The 16,222-nt window shown below is 67.4% G+C and carries 14 protein-coding genes; 9 read left to right on the top strand and 5 right to left on the bottom strand.

Features of this window, described 5'->3' with window-relative positions; genetic code table 11:
- The first annotated feature begins 96 nt into the window (after positions 1-96).
- Positions 97-564, top strand: coding sequence for an SRPBCC family protein (locus tag H162_RS0111505; protein WP_020653620.1), 468 nt, complete (start codon positions 97-99; stop codon positions 562-564).
- Entirely contained in the window at positions 551-925 is a 375-nt protein-coding gene (locus tag H162_RS0111500) for an ArsR/SmtB family transcription factor (RefSeq protein ID WP_020653619.1), read from the top strand. The genes H162_RS0111505 and H162_RS0111500 overlap by 14 nt, the downstream gene beginning before the upstream one ends.
- A 16-nt stretch (positions 926-941) precedes the next feature.
- Here the strand turns inward: H162_RS0111500 and leuD are convergent, their stop codons facing one another.
- Genes leuD through H162_RS0111485 form a run of 3 tightly spaced genes read right to left on the bottom strand, consistent with a single transcriptional unit; the run spans position 942 to position 3,988 of the window.
- Positions 942-1,616 carry a 3-isopropylmalate dehydratase small subunit gene (gene leuD / locus H162_RS0111495; RefSeq protein ID WP_020653618.1) on the bottom strand — a complete coding sequence of 225 codons (675 nt, stop codon included), beginning with the start codon at positions 1,614-1,616 and terminating at the stop codon, positions 942-944.
- The gene (gene leuC / locus H162_RS0111490) at positions 1,609-3,009 is read right to left on the bottom strand and encodes a 3-isopropylmalate dehydratase large subunit (RefSeq protein ID WP_026354525.1); all 1,401 of its coding nucleotides are present in this window, start codon (positions 3,007-3,009) and stop codon (positions 1,609-1,611) included. The genes leuD and leuC overlap by 8 nt, the downstream gene beginning before the upstream one ends.
- Positions 3,010-3,028: 19 nt before the next feature.
- Positions 3,029-3,988, bottom strand: coding sequence for a tripartite tricarboxylate transporter substrate binding protein (locus H162_RS0111485; protein ID WP_020653616.1), 960 nt, complete (start codon positions 3,986-3,988; stop codon positions 3,029-3,031).
- Between the two features lie 132 nt (positions 3,989-4,120).
- On the opposite strand from H162_RS0111485, the gene H162_RS0111480 reads away from it, so the two are divergent.
- Together H162_RS0111480 and H162_RS0111475 are read left to right on the top strand one after the other, a co-directional pair.
- Positions 4,121-5,056 (top strand): LysR family transcriptional regulator, encoded by a 936-nt coding sequence (locus H162_RS0111480; protein ID WP_026354524.1) that lies wholly within the window; start codon positions 4,121-4,123, stop codon positions 5,054-5,056.
- A gap of 120 nt (positions 5,057-5,176) precedes the next feature.
- Positions 5,177-5,875 (top strand): M15 family metallopeptidase, encoded by a 699-nt coding sequence (locus H162_RS0111475; RefSeq protein WP_020653614.1) that lies wholly within the window; start codon positions 5,177-5,179, stop codon positions 5,873-5,875.
- Positions 5,876-5,882: 7 nt separating this feature from the next.
- On the opposite strand, the gene H162_RS0111470 is transcribed toward H162_RS0111475, so the two are convergent.
- On the bottom strand, positions 5,883-6,761 hold the full coding sequence (locus H162_RS0111470) for a LysR family transcriptional regulator (protein ID WP_020653613.1): 879 nt from the start codon (positions 6,759-6,761) through the stop codon (positions 5,883-5,885).
- A 96-nt stretch (positions 6,762-6,857) separates the two neighbouring features.
- Here H162_RS0111470 and metE point away from each other — a divergent pair, with 96 nt between their 5' ends.
- Positions 6,858-9,134: a 5-methyltetrahydropteroyltriglutamate--homocysteine S-methyltransferase gene (metE, locus tag H162_RS0111465; protein ID WP_020653612.1), complete on the top strand. Its 2,277-nt coding sequence runs from the start codon at positions 6,858-6,860 to the stop codon at positions 9,132-9,134.
- Positions 9,135-9,139: 5 nt separating this feature from the next.
- On the opposite strand, the gene H162_RS0111460 is transcribed toward metE, so the two are convergent.
- On the bottom strand, positions 9,140-10,708 hold the full coding sequence (locus H162_RS0111460; RefSeq protein ID WP_020653611.1) for a MutS-related protein: 1,569 nt from the start codon (positions 10,706-10,708) through the stop codon (positions 9,140-9,142).
- Between the two features lie 231 nt (positions 10,709-10,939).
- On the opposite strand from H162_RS0111460, the gene H162_RS0111455 reads away from it, so the two are divergent.
- The 4 genes from H162_RS0111455 (at position 10,940) to H162_RS0111440 (ending at position 16,209) form a co-directional block, all read left to right on the top strand.
- Positions 10,940-12,718 (top strand): YbhB/YbcL family Raf kinase inhibitor-like protein, encoded by a 1,779-nt coding sequence (locus H162_RS0111455; protein ID WP_020653610.1) that lies wholly within the window; start codon positions 10,940-10,942, stop codon positions 12,716-12,718.
- A gap of 160 nt (positions 12,719-12,878) precedes the next feature.
- Entirely contained in the window at positions 12,879-14,147 is a 1,269-nt protein-coding gene (locus H162_RS0111450; protein WP_020653609.1) for an efflux RND transporter periplasmic adaptor subunit, read from the top strand.
- A 28-nt stretch (positions 14,148-14,175) separates the two neighbouring features.
- Positions 14,176-14,889 carry an ABC transporter ATP-binding protein gene (locus H162_RS0111445; RefSeq protein WP_020653608.1) on the top strand — a complete coding sequence of 238 codons (714 nt, stop codon included), beginning with the start codon at positions 14,176-14,178 and terminating at the stop codon, positions 14,887-14,889.
- A 9-nt stretch (positions 14,890-14,898) separates the two neighbouring features.
- A complete protein-coding gene (locus tag H162_RS0111440; protein WP_020653607.1) occupies positions 14,899-16,209 on the top strand; it encodes an ABC transporter permease in 1,311 nt (436 codons plus the stop codon).
- The last annotated feature ends 13 nt before the right edge of the window (positions 16,210-16,222 follow it).

Here is a 16,222-nt window from a genome sequence, read left to right as displayed (position 1 = left end):
CAACTATCCGGTTGCATTGATGCGCCGTTGCGTCTACACTCGGAATATGCAACCGCCTGGTTGCTTGACGAGACCTCATCGACAGGAGACATGAGCATGACCGCAAGCACGAACACCGACAGCATCGAACGCAGCATCGCCATCAAGGCGCCGCGCGCGCGGGTCTGGCGCGCCCTCGTCAACGCCGAGGAGTTCGGCAGCTGGTTCGGCGTGAACCTGAAGGGCCAGAGCTTCGCACCGGACGGGCTGGTGCGCGGGCACATCACGCACCCCGGCTACGAGCACCTGCAGTTCGAGGTGCGCGTCGACCGCGTCGAGCCCGAACACCTGCTGTCGTTCTACTGGCATCCGTATGCGATCGATCCCGAGGTCGACTATACGCAGGAAGAGCCGACGCTGGTGACCTTCACCCTGCAGGACACGCCGGACAAGGGCACCCTGCTCAAGGTCGTCGAATCCGGTTTCGACCGCGTGCCGCCGCATCGCCGCCTCGAGGCCTTCCGCATGAACAGCCAGGGCTGGGACGCGCAGGTCGGGAACATCGCGCGCCATGTCGGCGGATAAACGCCGACGCGCGCACGGCGGGGAGCCGGCCGAGGGCCTCGCCGAGGTCTTCGCGGCCCTGGGCGATCCGACCCGGCTGCGGCTGGTCTCCCTGCTGTGCGCGGGCGGCCTGCTGTCGATCGCCCAGCTGACCACGGGCACCGACATGAGCAGGCAGGGCGTGACCAAGCACCTGCAGGTCCTCGCCGACGCCGGCCTGGTGCGCGACGTGAAACTCGGACGGGAGCGGCTCTGGGAGCTCGCCCCGGACCGGCTCGACGAGGCGCGGCGCAGCCTCGAAGCCATCGGCCGGCAGTGGCAGACCGCGCTCGAGCGGCTCAAGACCTTCGTCGAGTCGGACAGTCCCGATTCATCCGCCTGACCTCATCCGCCTGACCTCATCCGCCTGAAGCGCCCGCCGGGCGATCGATCCTGGCCCTGGCGGCGCCCGCCACATTCTTCAGCCAGGGATTCGCCTCGTGCCAGCGTTCCGCGAACGCCTGGATCGCCGGCAGGTGCTGGAGCGATGCGCCCAGCATGTCCAGCCCGTCCATGAACATCCGCCGATGGCGTTCGCTCAGGGTAAAGCCCGCCGATCCGGTCGCGCTGTGCACCTGGAGCTGCTCCACGTCGATGCGCACCTGCACCGGTGACGCCGCCGCCGCCGCCTCCGCCGCCTCCGCGAACAGGCGCTGCATCTCCTCTTCCGACACGATCGCCAGCATCAGGCCGTTGTTCATGGCATTCGAGTAGAAGATCTCGCCGAAGCTCGATGCGACGACCGCGCGCACCCCGAACTGCTGGAGTCCCCAGACCGCGTGCTCGCGGCTCGAACCGCAACCGAAATTCGCGCCGCCCAGGAGGATGGGCGCACGGACATAGGCCGGCTGGTTCAGGACGAAGTCCGGGCGCGGATGCCCCTGTCCGTCGAAGCGCAGGTCGTACAGGATGCCGCGGTCCAGTCCCGCCTTGTCGATGCCGCGCAAGAACTGCTTCGGGATGATCTGGTCGGTGTCGAGGTTGGCGATCGGGAGCGGCGCTGCGATCCCCTCGATGATGGTGTGTTTACTCATGATGTGCCAGAAGCCTTCTTACGTCGGTGATTTTCCCGGTGACCGCGGCGGCCGCCGCCATGGCAGGACTCATCAGGTGGGTGATCGCCCCCCGCCCTTGCCGGCCTTCGAAATTGCGGTTGGTGGTGGACGCGCAGCGCGTGCCGGGCGCCAGCACGTCGTCATTCATGGCCAGGCACATCGAGCAGCCGGGCTTGCGCCATTCGAATCCCGCCGCGACCAGCCTGGCGGCGATGCCCTCGCGCTCCGCCTGGTCGCGCACCGCGCCCGATCCGGGCACCACCATGGCGCGCACGCCGGGCGCCACCTTGCGCTCGCCGATCACCTCGACGACCGCCCGCAGGTCCTCGATGCGGCCGTTGGTGCAGGAACCGATGAACACGTGCTGGATCGCGACGCCTTCCAGCGGCATGCCGCTGCTCAAGCCGGTGTACTGCAGCGCCCGTGCATCCGACGCGCTGGCCGCTGCCGGAATGGCGCCCGTCACCGGGATGGCCTGGTCCGGGCTGGTGCCCCAGGTGACCGTGGGAACCAGGTCGGACGCGTCGAAGGAATACTCGACGTCGAAGCTCGCATCCGGATCGCTGGCAAGCGTCCGCCATTGCGCCAGCGCGCGTTCCCCCAGTCCTGCGTCTTCGGCCAGGTCCGGGCAATGCGCCAGCACGTACTGCACGGCCGTCTCGTCGGGGGCGATCAACGCGCCGCGCGCACCGGCTTCCACCGCCATGTTGCACAGTGTGAAGCGCGCCTCGGTACTGAGGGAGGCAATGGCGGAGCCGCAGAATTCGACCACATAACCGCGGGCTCCCTGTGCGCCGATGCATGCGATGACCATCAGCACCAGGTCCTTGGCGGTAGTGCCAACCGGGAGCTTTCCGTCGATGCGGATGCGCATGTCCTTCGCCAGGCGGTAGACCAGGGTCTGCGTGGCCAGCAGGTGCTCGACCTCCGTGGTGCCGATACCGAAGCCGAGGGCGCCGAGGGCGCCGTAGGTGGTGGTGTGGCTGTCCCCGCAGATGACGACCATGCCCGGCCGGATCATGCCGTGCTCGGGCGCGATGACGTGCTCGATGCCCTGCCAGCGGTCGTTCGTGTCGAACAGCGGAATCCCGTGGCGGTCGCAGTTGCGTTTCAGGTTGCTCGCCTGGAGCGCGGAATCCGCATCATCGATGATCCGGAACTTGTCCGGATGCGTAGGAATGATGTGGCTGACGGTGGCGACGTTCTGTCCCGGGTACAGGGTTGTCAGTCCACGCTCGTCCAGGCCGGCGAAGGCCTGGGGACTCGTGTACTCGTTCATCAGGTGCAGGTCGGCGTACAACAGGACGTTATCCTGGTCCAGCTGCACGACCGTGTGCGAGTCCACCAGTTTTCGGTAAAGTGTCTTGCTCATGTTGGTCTGTCGGTTGGGGTTACTCGGCGCTGATGCCGCGTTCCTTGATCAGCTTGGCCCACAAGGGGAGTTCCTGCGCCAGCCGCGCCTGGGCTTGCGCCGGCGTCGACGGGATCGGGTCGAAGCCGTCCTTGACCAGCTTGTCCTTCAGCTCGGGCGAACTGATGGCCTTGTTGAGCGCGGCGTTGAGCTTGTCGATGATCGGCTTGGGCGTATTCGCCGGCGCGAAGACCATGAACCAGGTCTCGAAGTTGTAGCCGATGGCGCCCGATTCCTGGAGGGTCGGCACGTCCGGCATCAGCGGGGAGCGTTTCGGCCCCGTCACGCCGATGGCGCGCAGCTTGCCGCCCCGGACGTGGGGAACGGCTGCGGACAGCACGGGGAAGCTCATGTCGACCATGCCCGCCATCGTGTCGAGCAGGGCGGGACCGCCGCCCTTGTAGGGCACGTGGGTGATGTCCGTGCTGGTGACATCCTTGAACAGCTCGGCGGCCATGTGGAAGGTGCTGCCCGGCCCCGCCGAGCCGTAGTTGAACTTGCCCGGCTGGGACCTGGCGGCGGCGAGGAGTTCTTTCGTGTCCTTGCCCGGGAAGGCCGGATTGACGACGAGGACGTGCTGGGACGAGGCCACCATGCCGATCGGCGCCAGGTCCTTCAGCGTGTTGTAGGACATCTTGGCGAACAGCGAAGGATTGATGGCCAGCGAGACGGTCTGGAGACCGATGGTGTAGCCGTCGGGTGCGGCCTTGGCGACCGCATCGACGCCGATGTTGCCGCCCGCCCCAGCCTTGTTCTCGACATAGATGCTGCCGCCGGCCGCCTTGGCCCATTCGTCCGCGATGCGCCGGGCGACGATGTCCGCGCTGCCGCCGGGCGCATAGGGTACGAGCAGGCGGATCGGCCGGGACGGATAGTTTTGCGCGAACACGGCAGTCGATGCGAATGCCGCTGCGGCAAGCAGTGCGAGTTTCAGTTTCATGGTCTCCTCCGATGGTCTGTTTTGGTCTGTGGGCGCCGACCTTGGTTGGCGCGATCGGTAGGGATATCATATTCAAAAAAAGAAGCTTTATAATTCACCTTTTCGCACTTCATTCAGTCGAATAGGTTACGAATGGACGGTCTTTCCGATTTGTCGTTCTTTGCGCTGCTGATCAAGCAGGGGAGCCTCGCCGGGGCGGCCCAGGAGCTGGGCGTCACGCCGCCTGCGGTGAGCAAGCGGCTGGCCGCCATCGAGGCGCGCCTGCGGGTCCGGCTGCTCAACCGGACTACCCGCCGCATGAGCCTCACGCCGGAAGGGGAAACCTACCTGGCGGAAGGCGAACGCCTGGTCGCCGAACTGGAGGCGCTCGAGCGCAAGATCTCGGGCGGGAGCGTCGTCCCGCAAGGCTTGCTGCGGATCAGTGCGACCCTTGGGTTCGGCCGCAAGTATGTGACGCCGCTGCTGTCCCGCTTCGCCAAGCAGTATCCCGAGGTGGAAGTCCAGCTGCACCTGACCGACCGTCCGGTGAACCTGGTGGAGCAGGCCTTCGACCTGGCGATCCGTTTCGGCGAACAGCCGGATGCGCGGCTCACGGCGCGCAAGCTGGCGGACAACCGCCGCTTCCTGTGCGCGTCGCCCGCCTATATCGCCGCACGGGGGGTGCCGGCCTCGCCGCGCGACCTGCACAATCACAGTTGCATCGTCCTGCGCGAGAGCGATGAAATCTTCGGCAGCTGGCATTTCCGCTCCGGGACGAGGCAGGAGACCGTCAAGGTGCGGGGACCGCTCAGCTCGAACGACGGCGAGACCGTGCTCGCCTGGGCGCTGGATGGGCATGGCATCGTGCTGCGCTCCGAGTGGGACGTGGCGCCCTATCTGCGTTCGGGGCGCCTGCGCGTGCTGCTGACGGAATGGACGACGCCGCCGGCCGACATCTACGTTCTTTTTCCGACCAAGAGCCATTTGCAGGCGAAGACGCGGGCGATGGTCGATTTCATGCTGGACGCGTTTGCGGATAAGCGCAGAACGGATCGGTCGAGCGGCAATGACACCGAATTGCTCTGGTAAGTGCCTGGCCTGGCGCGCGTCTATCCAGGCCAGTCCTGCTCACCAGCAGCTACGCAGGGAGTACGATGAGGCCGGAGCGCGATTTGCCGGCACGGCGAATCGTGGAAGCGGAGGGAGAGGATGAATGGTGTGGCGCTCGACGAATGGGAGCTTACAGGCCGAAGACGCACCCATGTGCAGCAGTACTGGCAGCCCCGTTTTGCGGCCATTCCCGAGGTGGCGACGGCGTTCCTGGCATTGCGCGAGGCGGCGCGGCAAGACGGGATCGACCTGCTCCCCTGCGCCTCTTACCGTCCGCTCGATGCCCAGGTCCGGATCTGGAACCGGAAGTTCTCCGGACAAGCCCCGCTATATGACATGGATGGACGTGTACGGGATCATGGGTCGCTCACGCAGCATGACATCGTACACGCCATCCTGGGCTGGTCGGGACTACCGGGGGCCAGCCGCCGACACTGGGGCACCGACATCGATGTCTTCGACCGGACTGCCATGCCGGTCGGCTACAGCCTGAAACTGCTGCCGGAAGAAGTCGCTCCGGGCGGCATATTCGAGCACCTGCATGCCTGGCTTGACATGCATATCGAACGCTTCGGGTTTTATCGTCCGTATCGTTGCTACCACGGCGGCATGTATCCGGAGCCGTGGCACCTGAGCCATGCGTCGTCCGCCGAAGCTGCGCTCGAAACGCTCGATATCGACCTGCTGGCGCGGGTGATCCGTGAGTCGGACATGCTGGGACGCCAGCTAGTTCTCGACATGCTCCCCGAGATGTATGCCACCTACGTGGTGAATGTCGACCGTCCTTTCGTCCGATAGTCACGTCTCATCCCTGGCGCGCCAGCGCGATGAAGGCTTCCAGGTATTCGGTCCCCGCATCCGCCTCGCGGCTCCCCAGGAAGATCTGCTTGAACACCCCCTTCCCCAGCCGCACCGGCGCCACCGCCATCCGGTCCGCGTATTCCTCCACCAGCCAGCGCGGCAGCGCCGCCACCCCTCGCCCGCTGGCGACCATCTGCAGCATGATGTCGGTGGTCTCGATCGCCTTGCGCTGGCGCGGCACGCAGCCGGCCGGCAGCAGGAACTGGTTGTAGATGTCGAGGCGGTCGATGTCGACCGGATAGGTGATCAGGACTTCGTCGGCCAGCTGCGCCGGCTCGGCGTGGTCCAGGCCCGCCAGCGGATGGCCCTTCCCCACCACCAGCACCTGCTCGTAGTCGAACACGGGCACGAAGCGCAGGCCGGGGCGGTACACGGGATCGGGCGTGACCAGCAGGTCGATCTCGTAGCCGAACAGGGCGCCGATGCCGCCGAACTGGAATTTCTGCTTCACGTCGACATCGACTTCCGGCCATTCGGCGAGATAAGGCGTCACCACCTTCAGCAGCCACTGGTAGCAGGGATGGCACTCCATCCCGATGCGCAGCGTCCCGCGCTCGCCCTGCGCGAACTGCTGCATCAGGCGCTCCGCATGCTCGAGCTGCGGCAGCAGCCGGGTGGACAGCGCCAGCAGGCATTCGCCGGCCTGGGTCAGGCGCAGCGCGCGCCCCTCCCGCTTCCACACCTCGGTGCCCAGCTGCAGCTCGAGCTTCCTGATCGTGTGGCTGAGGGCCGACTGGGTCAGGCACAGCACGTCGGCGGCGGCGGTCAGCGAACCGCAGCGGTCGACCTCGCGAATGATGGAGAGATGGATACGCTCAAGCATACATGAATGAAATTAATCGATATATGAAATCATACCAATTTTATTCATGTATCGAACTGTCTATGATGAACTCATCCATCACACAGACTGAGCATCATGACCACGACCCACAATCTCGGCTTCCCGCGCATCGGCGCGCAACGCGAACTGAAGTTCGCCCTGGAGCACTACTGGAAAGGCGAAACGCCGGCGCAGGCACTCCAGGACCTGGGCGCCCAGCTGCGCGCGAAGCACTGGAGCCTCCAGGCCGGGCTCGATTTCGCGCCGGTGGGCGACTTCTCGCTGTACGACCAGGTGCTCGACATGAGCTTCACCCTCGGGAATATCCCCGAGCGCGCACGTGGCCTGCCGGGCGCTGCGCTGGACAGCTACTTCCGCGTCGCCCGCGGCCGCGCTCCCGCCGACAGTAGCTGCGGCTGCGTGCATGCGGGCGAAATGACCAAGTGGTTCGACACCAACTACCACTACATCGTCCCCGAATTCAGCGCCGCGACCCGCTTTTCCCTCGACACCAGCCGGTTGCAGGAGCAGCTCGCGCAGGCGCGCGCGCTCGGCGTCAAGGCCAAGCCGGTGATCATCGGACCGCTGACCTACCTCTGGCTGGGCAAGGCGAAAGACGGCAGCGACAGGCTGGACCTGCTGCCCGCGCTGCTGCCGATCTACGCGGCGCTGCTGGACTGGTTCGCGCAGGAAGGCATCGAATGGGTGCAGGTCGACGAACCGGCGCTGGTGACCGACCTCGACGCAAGCTGGCAGCAGGCTTACGCGACAGCCTACGAAGCGCTGCGCAACAGCGGCGTCAAGCTGCTGCTGGCGACCTACTTCGGCCGCCTGGAAAGCAACCTGGCCCTGGCCTGCGCATTGCCGGTGGACGGCCTGCACCTCGACGCCATCAATGCGCGCGCCGAGGTCGGCCACGTCATTCGCGAACTGGCGCAGGACAAAATCCTGTCGCTGGGCGTGATCGACGGCCGCAACGTCTGGAAGACCGACCTGCACGCGACGCTCGCCTGGCTCGAGCCGGTGCAGCGCCAGCTGGGCGAGCGCCTGTGGATCGCACCGTCCTGCTCCCTGCTGCACGTGCCGGTCGACCTGGCCAGCGAGCAAAGCCTGGATCCCGAAGTCCGCTCCTGGCTCGCCTTCGCCGTGCAGAAGCTGGAGGAATTGCGCATCCTGGCGCGCGCACTCGACCATGGACGCACCCAGGTGCAGGAGGCGCTGGTGGAGAACGCGGCCGCGATCGACCGCCGCCGCGCCTCCCCGCGGGTCCACAATCCCGAGGTCGCGGCGGCCCTGGCCCGGATCACCCCGGCGCTGGGCCAGCGCGCCCAGGCCCACGTGCAGCGCAGCGCGCAGCAGGCGGCGCTGCTCAAGCTGCCCGCCTATCCGACCACGACGATCGGTTCCTTCCCGCAGACCCCGGCCATCCGCCTGGCGCGCCAGGGGTTCCGGCGCGGCCAGCTGGACCAGGCCGACTACGAGACCGCGATGCGCGCCGAGATCGCCCGCTGCGTGCGCGAGCAGGAGGCGCTGGGACTGGACGTGTTCGTGCACGGCGAGGCCGAGCGCAACGACATGGTCGAATACTTCGGCGAACAGCTGGAGGGCTACGCCTTCAGCCAGTACGGCTGGGTGCAGTCCTACGGTTCGCGCTGCGTGAAGCCGCCGATCCTGTTCGGCGACGTCAAGCGCCCGCATCCGATGACGGTGAAATGGACGACCTACGCCCAGTCGCTGACCGATAAACCAATGAAAGGCATGCTGACCGGCCCGGTCACGATGCTGAACTGGTCCTTCGTGCGCGACGACCAGCCGCGCCTGGTCACCTGCCGCCAGCTGGCGCTGGCGATCCGCGAAGAGGTGCTGGACCTGGAAGCGGCCGGCGTGCGCATCATCCAGATCGACGAAGCGGCCCTGCGCGAAGGCCTGCCGCTACGGCGCGAGGAAGGGATGGATTACCTGCGCTGGGCGGTCGAGTGCTTCCGCATCGCCGCCAACGGCGTGCGCGACGAGACCCAGATCCACACCCACATGTGCTATTCGGAGTTCAATGGCATCATCGCGGCGATCGCGGACATGGATGCGGACGTGATCACGATCGAGACCTCGCGCTCGAACATGGAGCTGCTGGACGCCTTCGACGGCTTCCGCTATCCGAACGACATCGGCCCGGGGGTGTACGACATCCACTCGCCCAACATCCCGAGCCAGGACCAGATCGTGGGCCTGATGCGCCAGGCGGGACAGCGCATTCCGGCGCAGCGCCTGTGGATCAATCCGGACTGCGGACTGAAGACGCGCACCTGGGACGAAGTGCTGCCCGCCCTGCGCAACATGGTCGCCGCCGCACACACCCTGCGCGCGGGCGCCTGAGCCGGTCAGGCGGCGTCGCGCACCGGAGCGGGCGCCGCCGGCTCCATCAGGTGGCTGCTCAACCAGTGCGCCACTTCCGCCGCCCTGCCCTCGATCCGCGCGCCGAAGCCCTGGGTCGCCAGCAGGGCGATGCCGTTCGGGTTGCGCAGCACGCCCGGCGCCAGTACCGGGCGGCCGCTGGAGGTGTCGATGCAGTACGGGTCGAGCCGCTCGCGCAGCAGGGGCGCCAGCACCAGGTTGTGCGAGGACACCAGCACCAGGTCGCGCCCGGACAACTGTTCCAGCACCGCGCAGGCGGCCGACACCGACTCCAGGTGGTTGGTGCCCCGGAATACCTCGTCGATCAGGCAGATGCCGGGCGGATCGCCGGCCGCCTCCAGCAGCTCGCGCGCGCGCCGCAGCTCCGCCATGTACAGGCTTTCGCCGCCCAGCAGCGAATCCTCGTTCTGCATGCTGGCGCGCACCGGGAGCGCCGGCAGGCGCGCCTGCGCCGCATAGCAGAAGCCGAAGGCGCGCGCCGCGACCAGGTTCAGGCCGACCATGCGCAGGAAAGTGCTCTTGCCGGACGCGTTCTGGCCCGAGACGAAGGCGCCGCGCCCGTCCAGCGCCAGGCTCAGGGCGCCCGGGCGCTCCATCAGCGGATGGACGCCCTGCTCCAGCACCAGCGCGCGTGCCGGGGCGCGTTCGGCCCAGCACCAGTGACCGGATTCACCCAGGTGACGCGCCAATGCCACGTCGGCTTCCAGGTTGGCGCACGCCACATACAGCTCGCGCAGGAAGGCGCGCTCCGCGTCCACGAGGCCCCTGGTCCGGTAGTGGAAGCCGACGTTGGCGGCCGCGAACCAGTCGGCATAGGCTTTCCCGCCCGGCGTCATGCGGATCAGGAGGGAATGCGCCAGGCGGCGATGCAGGCGCCCGGCGGCGTCGCGCGCGGCGGCGAAGGGGGCCAGCAGCGGATCCTGCTGCTGCCCAAGGGTGCCGCAGGTGCGCAGGAGCGCGTGCAGCGAACGTAATACACCGGCCCAGGCCTCGATCCGGCGGTGATAGCGGACCTGCAGCATCATCAGCGGCGCCAGCACGGCCGCGGTGGCGAGCCAGCCCAGCGGCAGCGTGATGAGCGCGGCGACCGACAGCAGCAGCGCCAGCGGCAAGGTCCACAGCCAGCGCGCCCAGGACGGCGCCGGCGGCGCCGCGTCGCCGAACAGCAGGCCGGCCACCTCGGTGTCCGCATGGCGCAGGGTGCGCAGCCAGCCATGCAGCGCCGCGCGCCGCGCCGGGTCGTCCACCAGGGTGCGCAGCCTTTCCTTCAGGGCCGCGCATTCCCCGTCGTCCAGCCCCGCGCGCAGGCGCCGATGCAGCACCTGGCGGCCGAAGATGCTGACGCCCTGGGCCAGCTTCTCTTCATAGGATTCGAGCAGCAGGTCCTGCCAGGTCTGGTCGTCGAGCGCGGCCGCCCCGCCGGGCGCGGCCAGGTGCAGGGCGGCGATCTCGTGCGGGGTGAAGAAGTGGCGCGGCGGGTCCGCCGCCGCATCCGGCACGATGCCGCGCCAGAGGGCTTTCAGGTGGTCGAACAAGGCCAATGCGTCCTCGCGGGTGTCCCGGCGGCGCCGGATTCGCCCTCCAGATGCGAACGGACATGCCATATTGCAAGATAGCAAACCGCCAGCGGCCGCCATTACCCGCCATGGATGGCGCGCCCTCCGGTCAACCCGGCATTGTACGTTCCCCCACATACCGCCGTCCTGCGCTCTGGCAGGATATCCGCGCAAGCCTCGATCACAATGACCAGGAAAGGTATGGCTCTCATGAAACGCGCTTCCACCGCGGCCGTGCTGTGCATGGCGTTCGGCGCCGCGTCCGCCCAGCAGGGCGACGGCACCCAGTTCTCGACCGGAATCAACATCTTCAAGCCGAACAAGGTGGAAGCCACGCCGGAGCGCATCCGCGCGCTGAAGGCGCCCCAGGGCTTCACCGTGAGCGCCTTCGCCACCGGCCTGAAAAACCCGCGCATCATCGCCGTCGCGCCCAGCGGCGACGTCTATGTCAGCCGCCGCGACCAGGGCGACGTACTGCTGCTGCGCGACGCCGACAAGGATGGCCGCGCCGACGGCGCCCCCGTCACGGTGGCCAATCGCGCCGGCGCGCACGGGCTGGCGATCAGGGACGACAAGCTGTACCTGGTCACCGTCAAGGAACTGTTCGTGGCCGATATCCAGCGCGACGGCCGCCTGGGCGCCCTGAAGATGCTGGTCGGCGACCTGCCCGACGCCGGCCAGCACCCCAACCGCAGCATGGCCTTCGGTCCGGACGGCATGCTGTACCTGAGCGTCGGCAGCACCTGCAACACCTGCAACGAGAGCAATCCCGAAAACGCCACCCTGCTGCGCATCGCGCCGGACGGCAAGAAGCGCAGCATCTTCGCCAGCGGCCTGCGCAACCTGATCGGCTTCGGCTGGCATCCGCAAACCGGCGAGCTGTGGGGCTTCGACCATGGCATCGACTTCCTGGGCGATAACCAGCAGCCGGAAGAGCTCAACAAGATCGAGCTGGGCAAGCAGTACGGCTGGCCGCACGTGTATGGCGCCAACCAGATCTACCCGCAGAGCACCCCGGTGGGCGAGATCAGCAAGGAACAGTGGAAGGCGCGCAGCATCCCGATGGTGCTGGGCTACACGGCGCACGCGGCGCCGATGCAGATGGTGTTCGCCAGCGGCGACATGCTCCCGGCCGAGTTCCGCGGCGACGCCTTCGTGACCATGCGCGGCTCGTGGAACCGCAACCCGGCCTCCGGCTACGAGATCGTGCGCGTACGCTACGCCGACGGCCAGCCGGCATCGGTCGAACCCTTCGTTACCGGCTTCCTGACCGATGGCGGCAAGACCCACATCGCGCGCCCGGTCGGCCTGGCGGTGGCGAAGGATGGCGCGCTCCTGATGGCGGACGACGGCAACGGCGTGATCTACCGGATCGCCTACACCGGCCCGAAGACGGCCGCCGTCGGCACGGCCGCGCCGCCCGCCGGACCGATGCAGGAGCAGGCCAACAAGGGGAACAAGGTCCCGCTGGCCAGCAAGCGCCCCGAAACCGAGGCCAGGGGCCAGCTGTCCGTGAGCTCGTCCGCCTTCCGCCACGATGCCGCCATGGACGAGAAGTACAGCGAATACGCGGACGGCGTCTCGCCCCCCTTGGCGTGGAAAGCGGTGCCGGGCGCGAAATCCTATGCGATCGTGATGGAAGACCCGGACTCCACACCAGTCACCCCCACCGTGCACTGGCTGGCCTGGAACATCCCGGCCGGCGTGACCAGCCTGCCGGAAGGCGTGCAGGAGCAGCCGCGCCTGACCGATCCGGAAGGCGTGCTGCAGGGCCGCAACACGCGCGGTTCGATGGGCTACTACGGACCGAAGCCGCCGGTGGGCGACCCGGCCCACCACTACCATTTCCAGGTGTACGCGCTCGACAGCCTGCTCGACCTGCCCTTCGGCGCCGACCGCGAGCAGCTGCTGCAGGCGATGCGCGGCCACGTGATCGCCAAGGGCGCCATCGTCGGACGCTACGCACAGCGCCAGAAACCGCAGAAGTAAGCCGGCCGTACGCGGACAGGCTGTCCGCGTACGTACGACCTCTCCCGGACGGACACTGCGGACACTGCTGTCCGCCCTGTCCGCTCGTTATGAATCAATGACTTAGCAGCTGGCACGGATCGTGCAATAACGACAGCATCTTGCCGTTACTGGACACATCATGATCCGCGATACATCACAACAGGACGCCGTCATCGCCCCGCTGCCGGCGCAGAAATACAAGCGCCGCGCCATGTGGGCCGGCGCCGCCGCCGCCCTCGTCGCCGTCAGCCTTGCCGCGCTGTCGGCCTGGAACAACAGCGAACACTCGGTGTCCGGCAGCCGCCTGCGCATCGCCGAAGCCAGCCGCGGCACCCTGGTGCGCGACGCTTCCGTGAACGGCCGCGTGGTGGCCGCCATCAGCCCGACCCTGTATTCGACCGCGCCCGCCACCGTCAACCTGCAGGTCGCCGCCGGCGACACCGTCAAGAAAGGCCAGGTCCTGGCGGTGCTGGAATCGCCCGACCTGACCGATGAACTCAAGCGCGAGGTGTCGAGCTACGAGCAGCTCAAGGCCGAGGTGGCGCGCCAGCATATCCTGTCGCGCAAGCAGAAGCTGCTGGCCCAGAAGGAAGCCGACACCGCCGAGATCGAGCGCCTGTCCGCCCAGCGCACGCTGGAGCGCTATGAAAGCGTGGCCCAGGTCGGCATCATCGCCAAGATCGACTACCAGAAGGCCAAGGATGCGCTGAACTCGGCCCAGATCCGCGCCCGCCATGCCTCCGAGGCGGCCGGCCTCGAAGGCGACGACGTCCAGCTGGCGCTGAAGACCAAGGTCAACGAGCTGGAACGCCAGCGCCTGTCGATGGCCAACGCCCAGCGCCGCGTCGACGAGCTGACCGTGCGCGCCCCGGTCGACGGCTTCATCGGCACCCTCAACGTCCAGCATCGCATGGTGGTGGCGGCCAACGCGCCGCTCATGACCCTGGTCGATTTGTCCAAGCTCGAAGTCGAGCTGGAAGTGCCGGAAACCTATGTCAACGACATGGGCCTGGGCATGAGCGCCGAGATCACGCTGCCGACCGGGAAGGCCACCGGCAAGCTGTCCGCGCTGTCGCCGGAAGTCGTCAAGAACCAGGTGCTGGCGCGCGTGCGCTTCGACGGCGAACAGCCCAAGGGCCTGCGCCAGAGCCAGCGCGTGACCGCGCGCCTGCTGATCGAGGAAAGGCCGAACGTGCTGATGCTGCCGCGCGGTCCCTTCGTCGAGAGCGAGGGCGGACGCCACGCCTACGTGGTGCAGGACGGCGTCGCCGTGCGCACCCCGATCCAGATGGGCGCCACCAGCATCTCGCACGTCGAGATCCTGTCCGGCCTGAAGCCCGGCGACAAGGTGGTCGTCTCCGGCACCGATACCTTCAATAACGCCACCCGCGTTTCGATCAACCGCTGAACAAGAACACAAACACAAGGAGAATCCCATGCTGCGCATGACCAACCTGAGCAAGGTGTACCGCACCCACATGATCGAAACCCACGCGCTGCGCGGCTTCGAGATCACCGTCAACCAGGGCGAGTTCGTCACCGTGACCGGTCCCTCCGGCTCGGGCAAGACCAGCTTCCTGAACATCGCCGGTCTGCTCGAGGAATTCACCTCGGGCGAGTACATCCTCGACGGGGTCAACGTGAAGGGACTGGACGACACCGCGCGCTCGCGCCTGCGCAACGAGAAGCTCGGCTTCATCTTCCAGGGCTTCAACCTGATTCCCGACCTGAACCTGTTCGACAACGTCGACGTGCCGCTGCGCTACCGCGGCTTCAATGCCAGGGAGCGCAAGGAGCGCATCGAGGACGCGCTGTCCAAGGTCGGCCTGGCGTCGCGCATGAAGCACTACCCGGCCGAACTGTCGGGCGGCCAGCAGCAGCGCGTGGCGATCGCGCGCGCCCTGGCCGGCTCGCCCAAGCTGCTGCTGGCCGACGAACCGACCGGCAACCTCGACACCCAGATGGCGCGCGGCGTGATGGAACTGCTGGAAGAGATCAACGCGGCCGGCACCACCATCCTGATGGTGACCCACGACCCGGAACTGGCGGTGCGCACCCACCGCAACGTGCACATCATCGACGGCCAGGTGTCCGACCTGGTGCGCAAGGGCCCGACCCTGGTCGACGCCAAGACTTCCGTGACCGCCTGAGGATCCGCCATGTTCGGTTACTACTTCAAGCTCGGCGTGCACAGCCTGCGCCGCAACCCCGCCCTGACCGCGCTGATGGTGCTGACCCTGGCCATCGGCGTGGCCGCCAGCGTCTCGACCCTGACCATCCTGCACATGATGTCGGGCGACCCGATCCCCCACAAGAGCGACCGCCTGTTCGTGCCCCAGGTCGACAACGGCCCGGTCGAGGGCTGGACGCCCGGCGACGATCCGAACGACATGCAGATGAGCTATCCGGACGCCGCCAACCTGCTGAAGAGCGGCCAGGGCGAACGCCGCACCGCCATGTACGGCATCGAAGTCCCGGTCCAGCCCCCGCGCACGGACATCCCGGCCTTCAACGCCAACGGCCTGGCGCCCACGCGCGACTTCTTCGCCATGTTCGATGTCCCCTTCCTGCACGGCCAGCCATGGACCGAAGCCGATGACGCGCGCGGCGCCGACGTGGTGGTGCTGAGCCGCGCCATCGCCGAGAAGCTGTACGGCGAAACCAGTCCGGTGGGCCAGCGCCTGATGATGATGGGCCATCCGTACACCGTGGTCGGCGTGGCCGACAAGTGGGCGCCGCTGCCGCGCTACTACAAGCTGATCGGCGGCCGCCGCTTCGGCACCGGCGAAGAGTTCTTCATCCCGTTCTCGAGCGCGATCCGGCACGAGACCGGCCACTCCGGCAGCATGAACTGCAGCGCCAACCGCGATCCCGGCTTCGCCAACCTCCTGACCTCGGAGTGCACCTGGATCCAGTTCTGGGTCGAGACCCGCACCGCCAGCGACCGCTCCGACCTGCAGACCTACCTCGACAACTACGCCAGCGAGCAGCGCAAGCTGGGACGCCTGAAGCGCAATGCGCCGAACGAGGTGTACAACGTGATGGAGTGGATGGAAAAACTGAAGGTGGTGGGCAACGACAGCAAGCTGTCGGCCTGGCTGGCGTTCGGCTTCCTGGTCCTGTGCCTGGTGAACACCATCGGCCTGCTGCTGGCGAAGTTCTCGGTGCGCGCCGCCGAAGTCGGCATCCGCCGCGCGCTGGGCGCCTCGCGCCGCGAGATCTTCCGCCAGTTCCTGATCGAGACCGGCGTCGTCGGCCTGGTCGGCGGGGTGCTGGGCCTGGTGCTGGCCTTCGGCGCCCTGGCCCTGATCGGCATGCAGAGCAAGGGCATGGCGGCGATCGCGCGCATGGACTGGCAGATGCTGGCGGTGACTTTCATCATGTCAGTGAGCGCGGCCCTGGTCGCCGGCCTGCTGCCGACCTGGCGCGCCTGCCAGGTAACCCCGGCGATCCAGCTCAAGTCGCAATAACGAACCAGCGAAT

This window comes from Massilia niastensis DSM 21313 (assembly GCF_000382345.1).
Lineage (GTDB): Bacteria > Pseudomonadota > Gammaproteobacteria > Burkholderiales > Burkholderiaceae_D > Telluria > Telluria niastensis.
This window is presented reverse-complemented; position numbering and strand designations above follow the sequence as displayed.

What these genes read in the sequence shown, in the direction of transcription:
- H162_RS0111505 (WP_020653620.1), top strand. Translation starts at nt 97, where the DNA reads ATGACCGCAAGCACGAACACCGACAGCATCGAACGCAGCATCGCCATC.
- H162_RS0111500 (WP_020653619.1), top strand. Translation starts at nt 551, where the DNA reads ATGTCGGCGGATAAACGCCGACGCGCGCACGGCGGGGAGCCGGCCGAG.
- leuD (WP_020653618.1), bottom strand. Translation starts at nt 1,616, where the DNA reads ATGAGTAAACACACCATCATCGAGGGGATCGCAGCGCCGCTCCCGATC.
- leuC (WP_026354525.1), bottom strand. Translation starts at nt 3,009, where the DNA reads ATGAGCAAGACACTTTACCGAAAACTGGTGGACTCGCACACGGTCGTG.
- H162_RS0111485 (WP_020653616.1), bottom strand. Translation starts at nt 3,988, where the DNA reads ATGAAACTGAAACTCGCACTGCTTGCCGCAGCGGCATTCGCATCGACT.
- H162_RS0111480 (WP_026354524.1), top strand. Translation starts at nt 4,121, where the DNA reads ATGGACGGTCTTTCCGATTTGTCGTTCTTTGCGCTGCTGATCAAGCAG.
- H162_RS0111475 (WP_020653614.1), top strand. Translation starts at nt 5,177, where the DNA reads ATGAATGGTGTGGCGCTCGACGAATGGGAGCTTACAGGCCGAAGACGC.
- H162_RS0111470 (WP_020653613.1), bottom strand. Translation starts at nt 6,761, where the DNA reads ATGCTTGAGCGTATCCATCTCTCCATCATTCGCGAGGTCGACCGCTGC.
- metE (WP_020653612.1), top strand. Translation starts at nt 6,858, where the DNA reads ATGACCACGACCCACAATCTCGGCTTCCCGCGCATCGGCGCGCAACGC.
- H162_RS0111455 (WP_020653610.1), top strand. Translation starts at nt 10,940, where the DNA reads ATGAAACGCGCTTCCACCGCGGCCGTGCTGTGCATGGCGTTCGGCGCC.
- H162_RS0111450 (WP_020653609.1), top strand. Translation starts at nt 12,879, where the DNA reads ATGATCCGCGATACATCACAACAGGACGCCGTCATCGCCCCGCTGCCG.
- H162_RS0111445 (WP_020653608.1), top strand. Translation starts at nt 14,176, where the DNA reads ATGCTGCGCATGACCAACCTGAGCAAGGTGTACCGCACCCACATGATC.
- H162_RS0111440 (WP_020653607.1), top strand. Translation starts at nt 14,899, where the DNA reads ATGTTCGGTTACTACTTCAAGCTCGGCGTGCACAGCCTGCGCCGCAAC.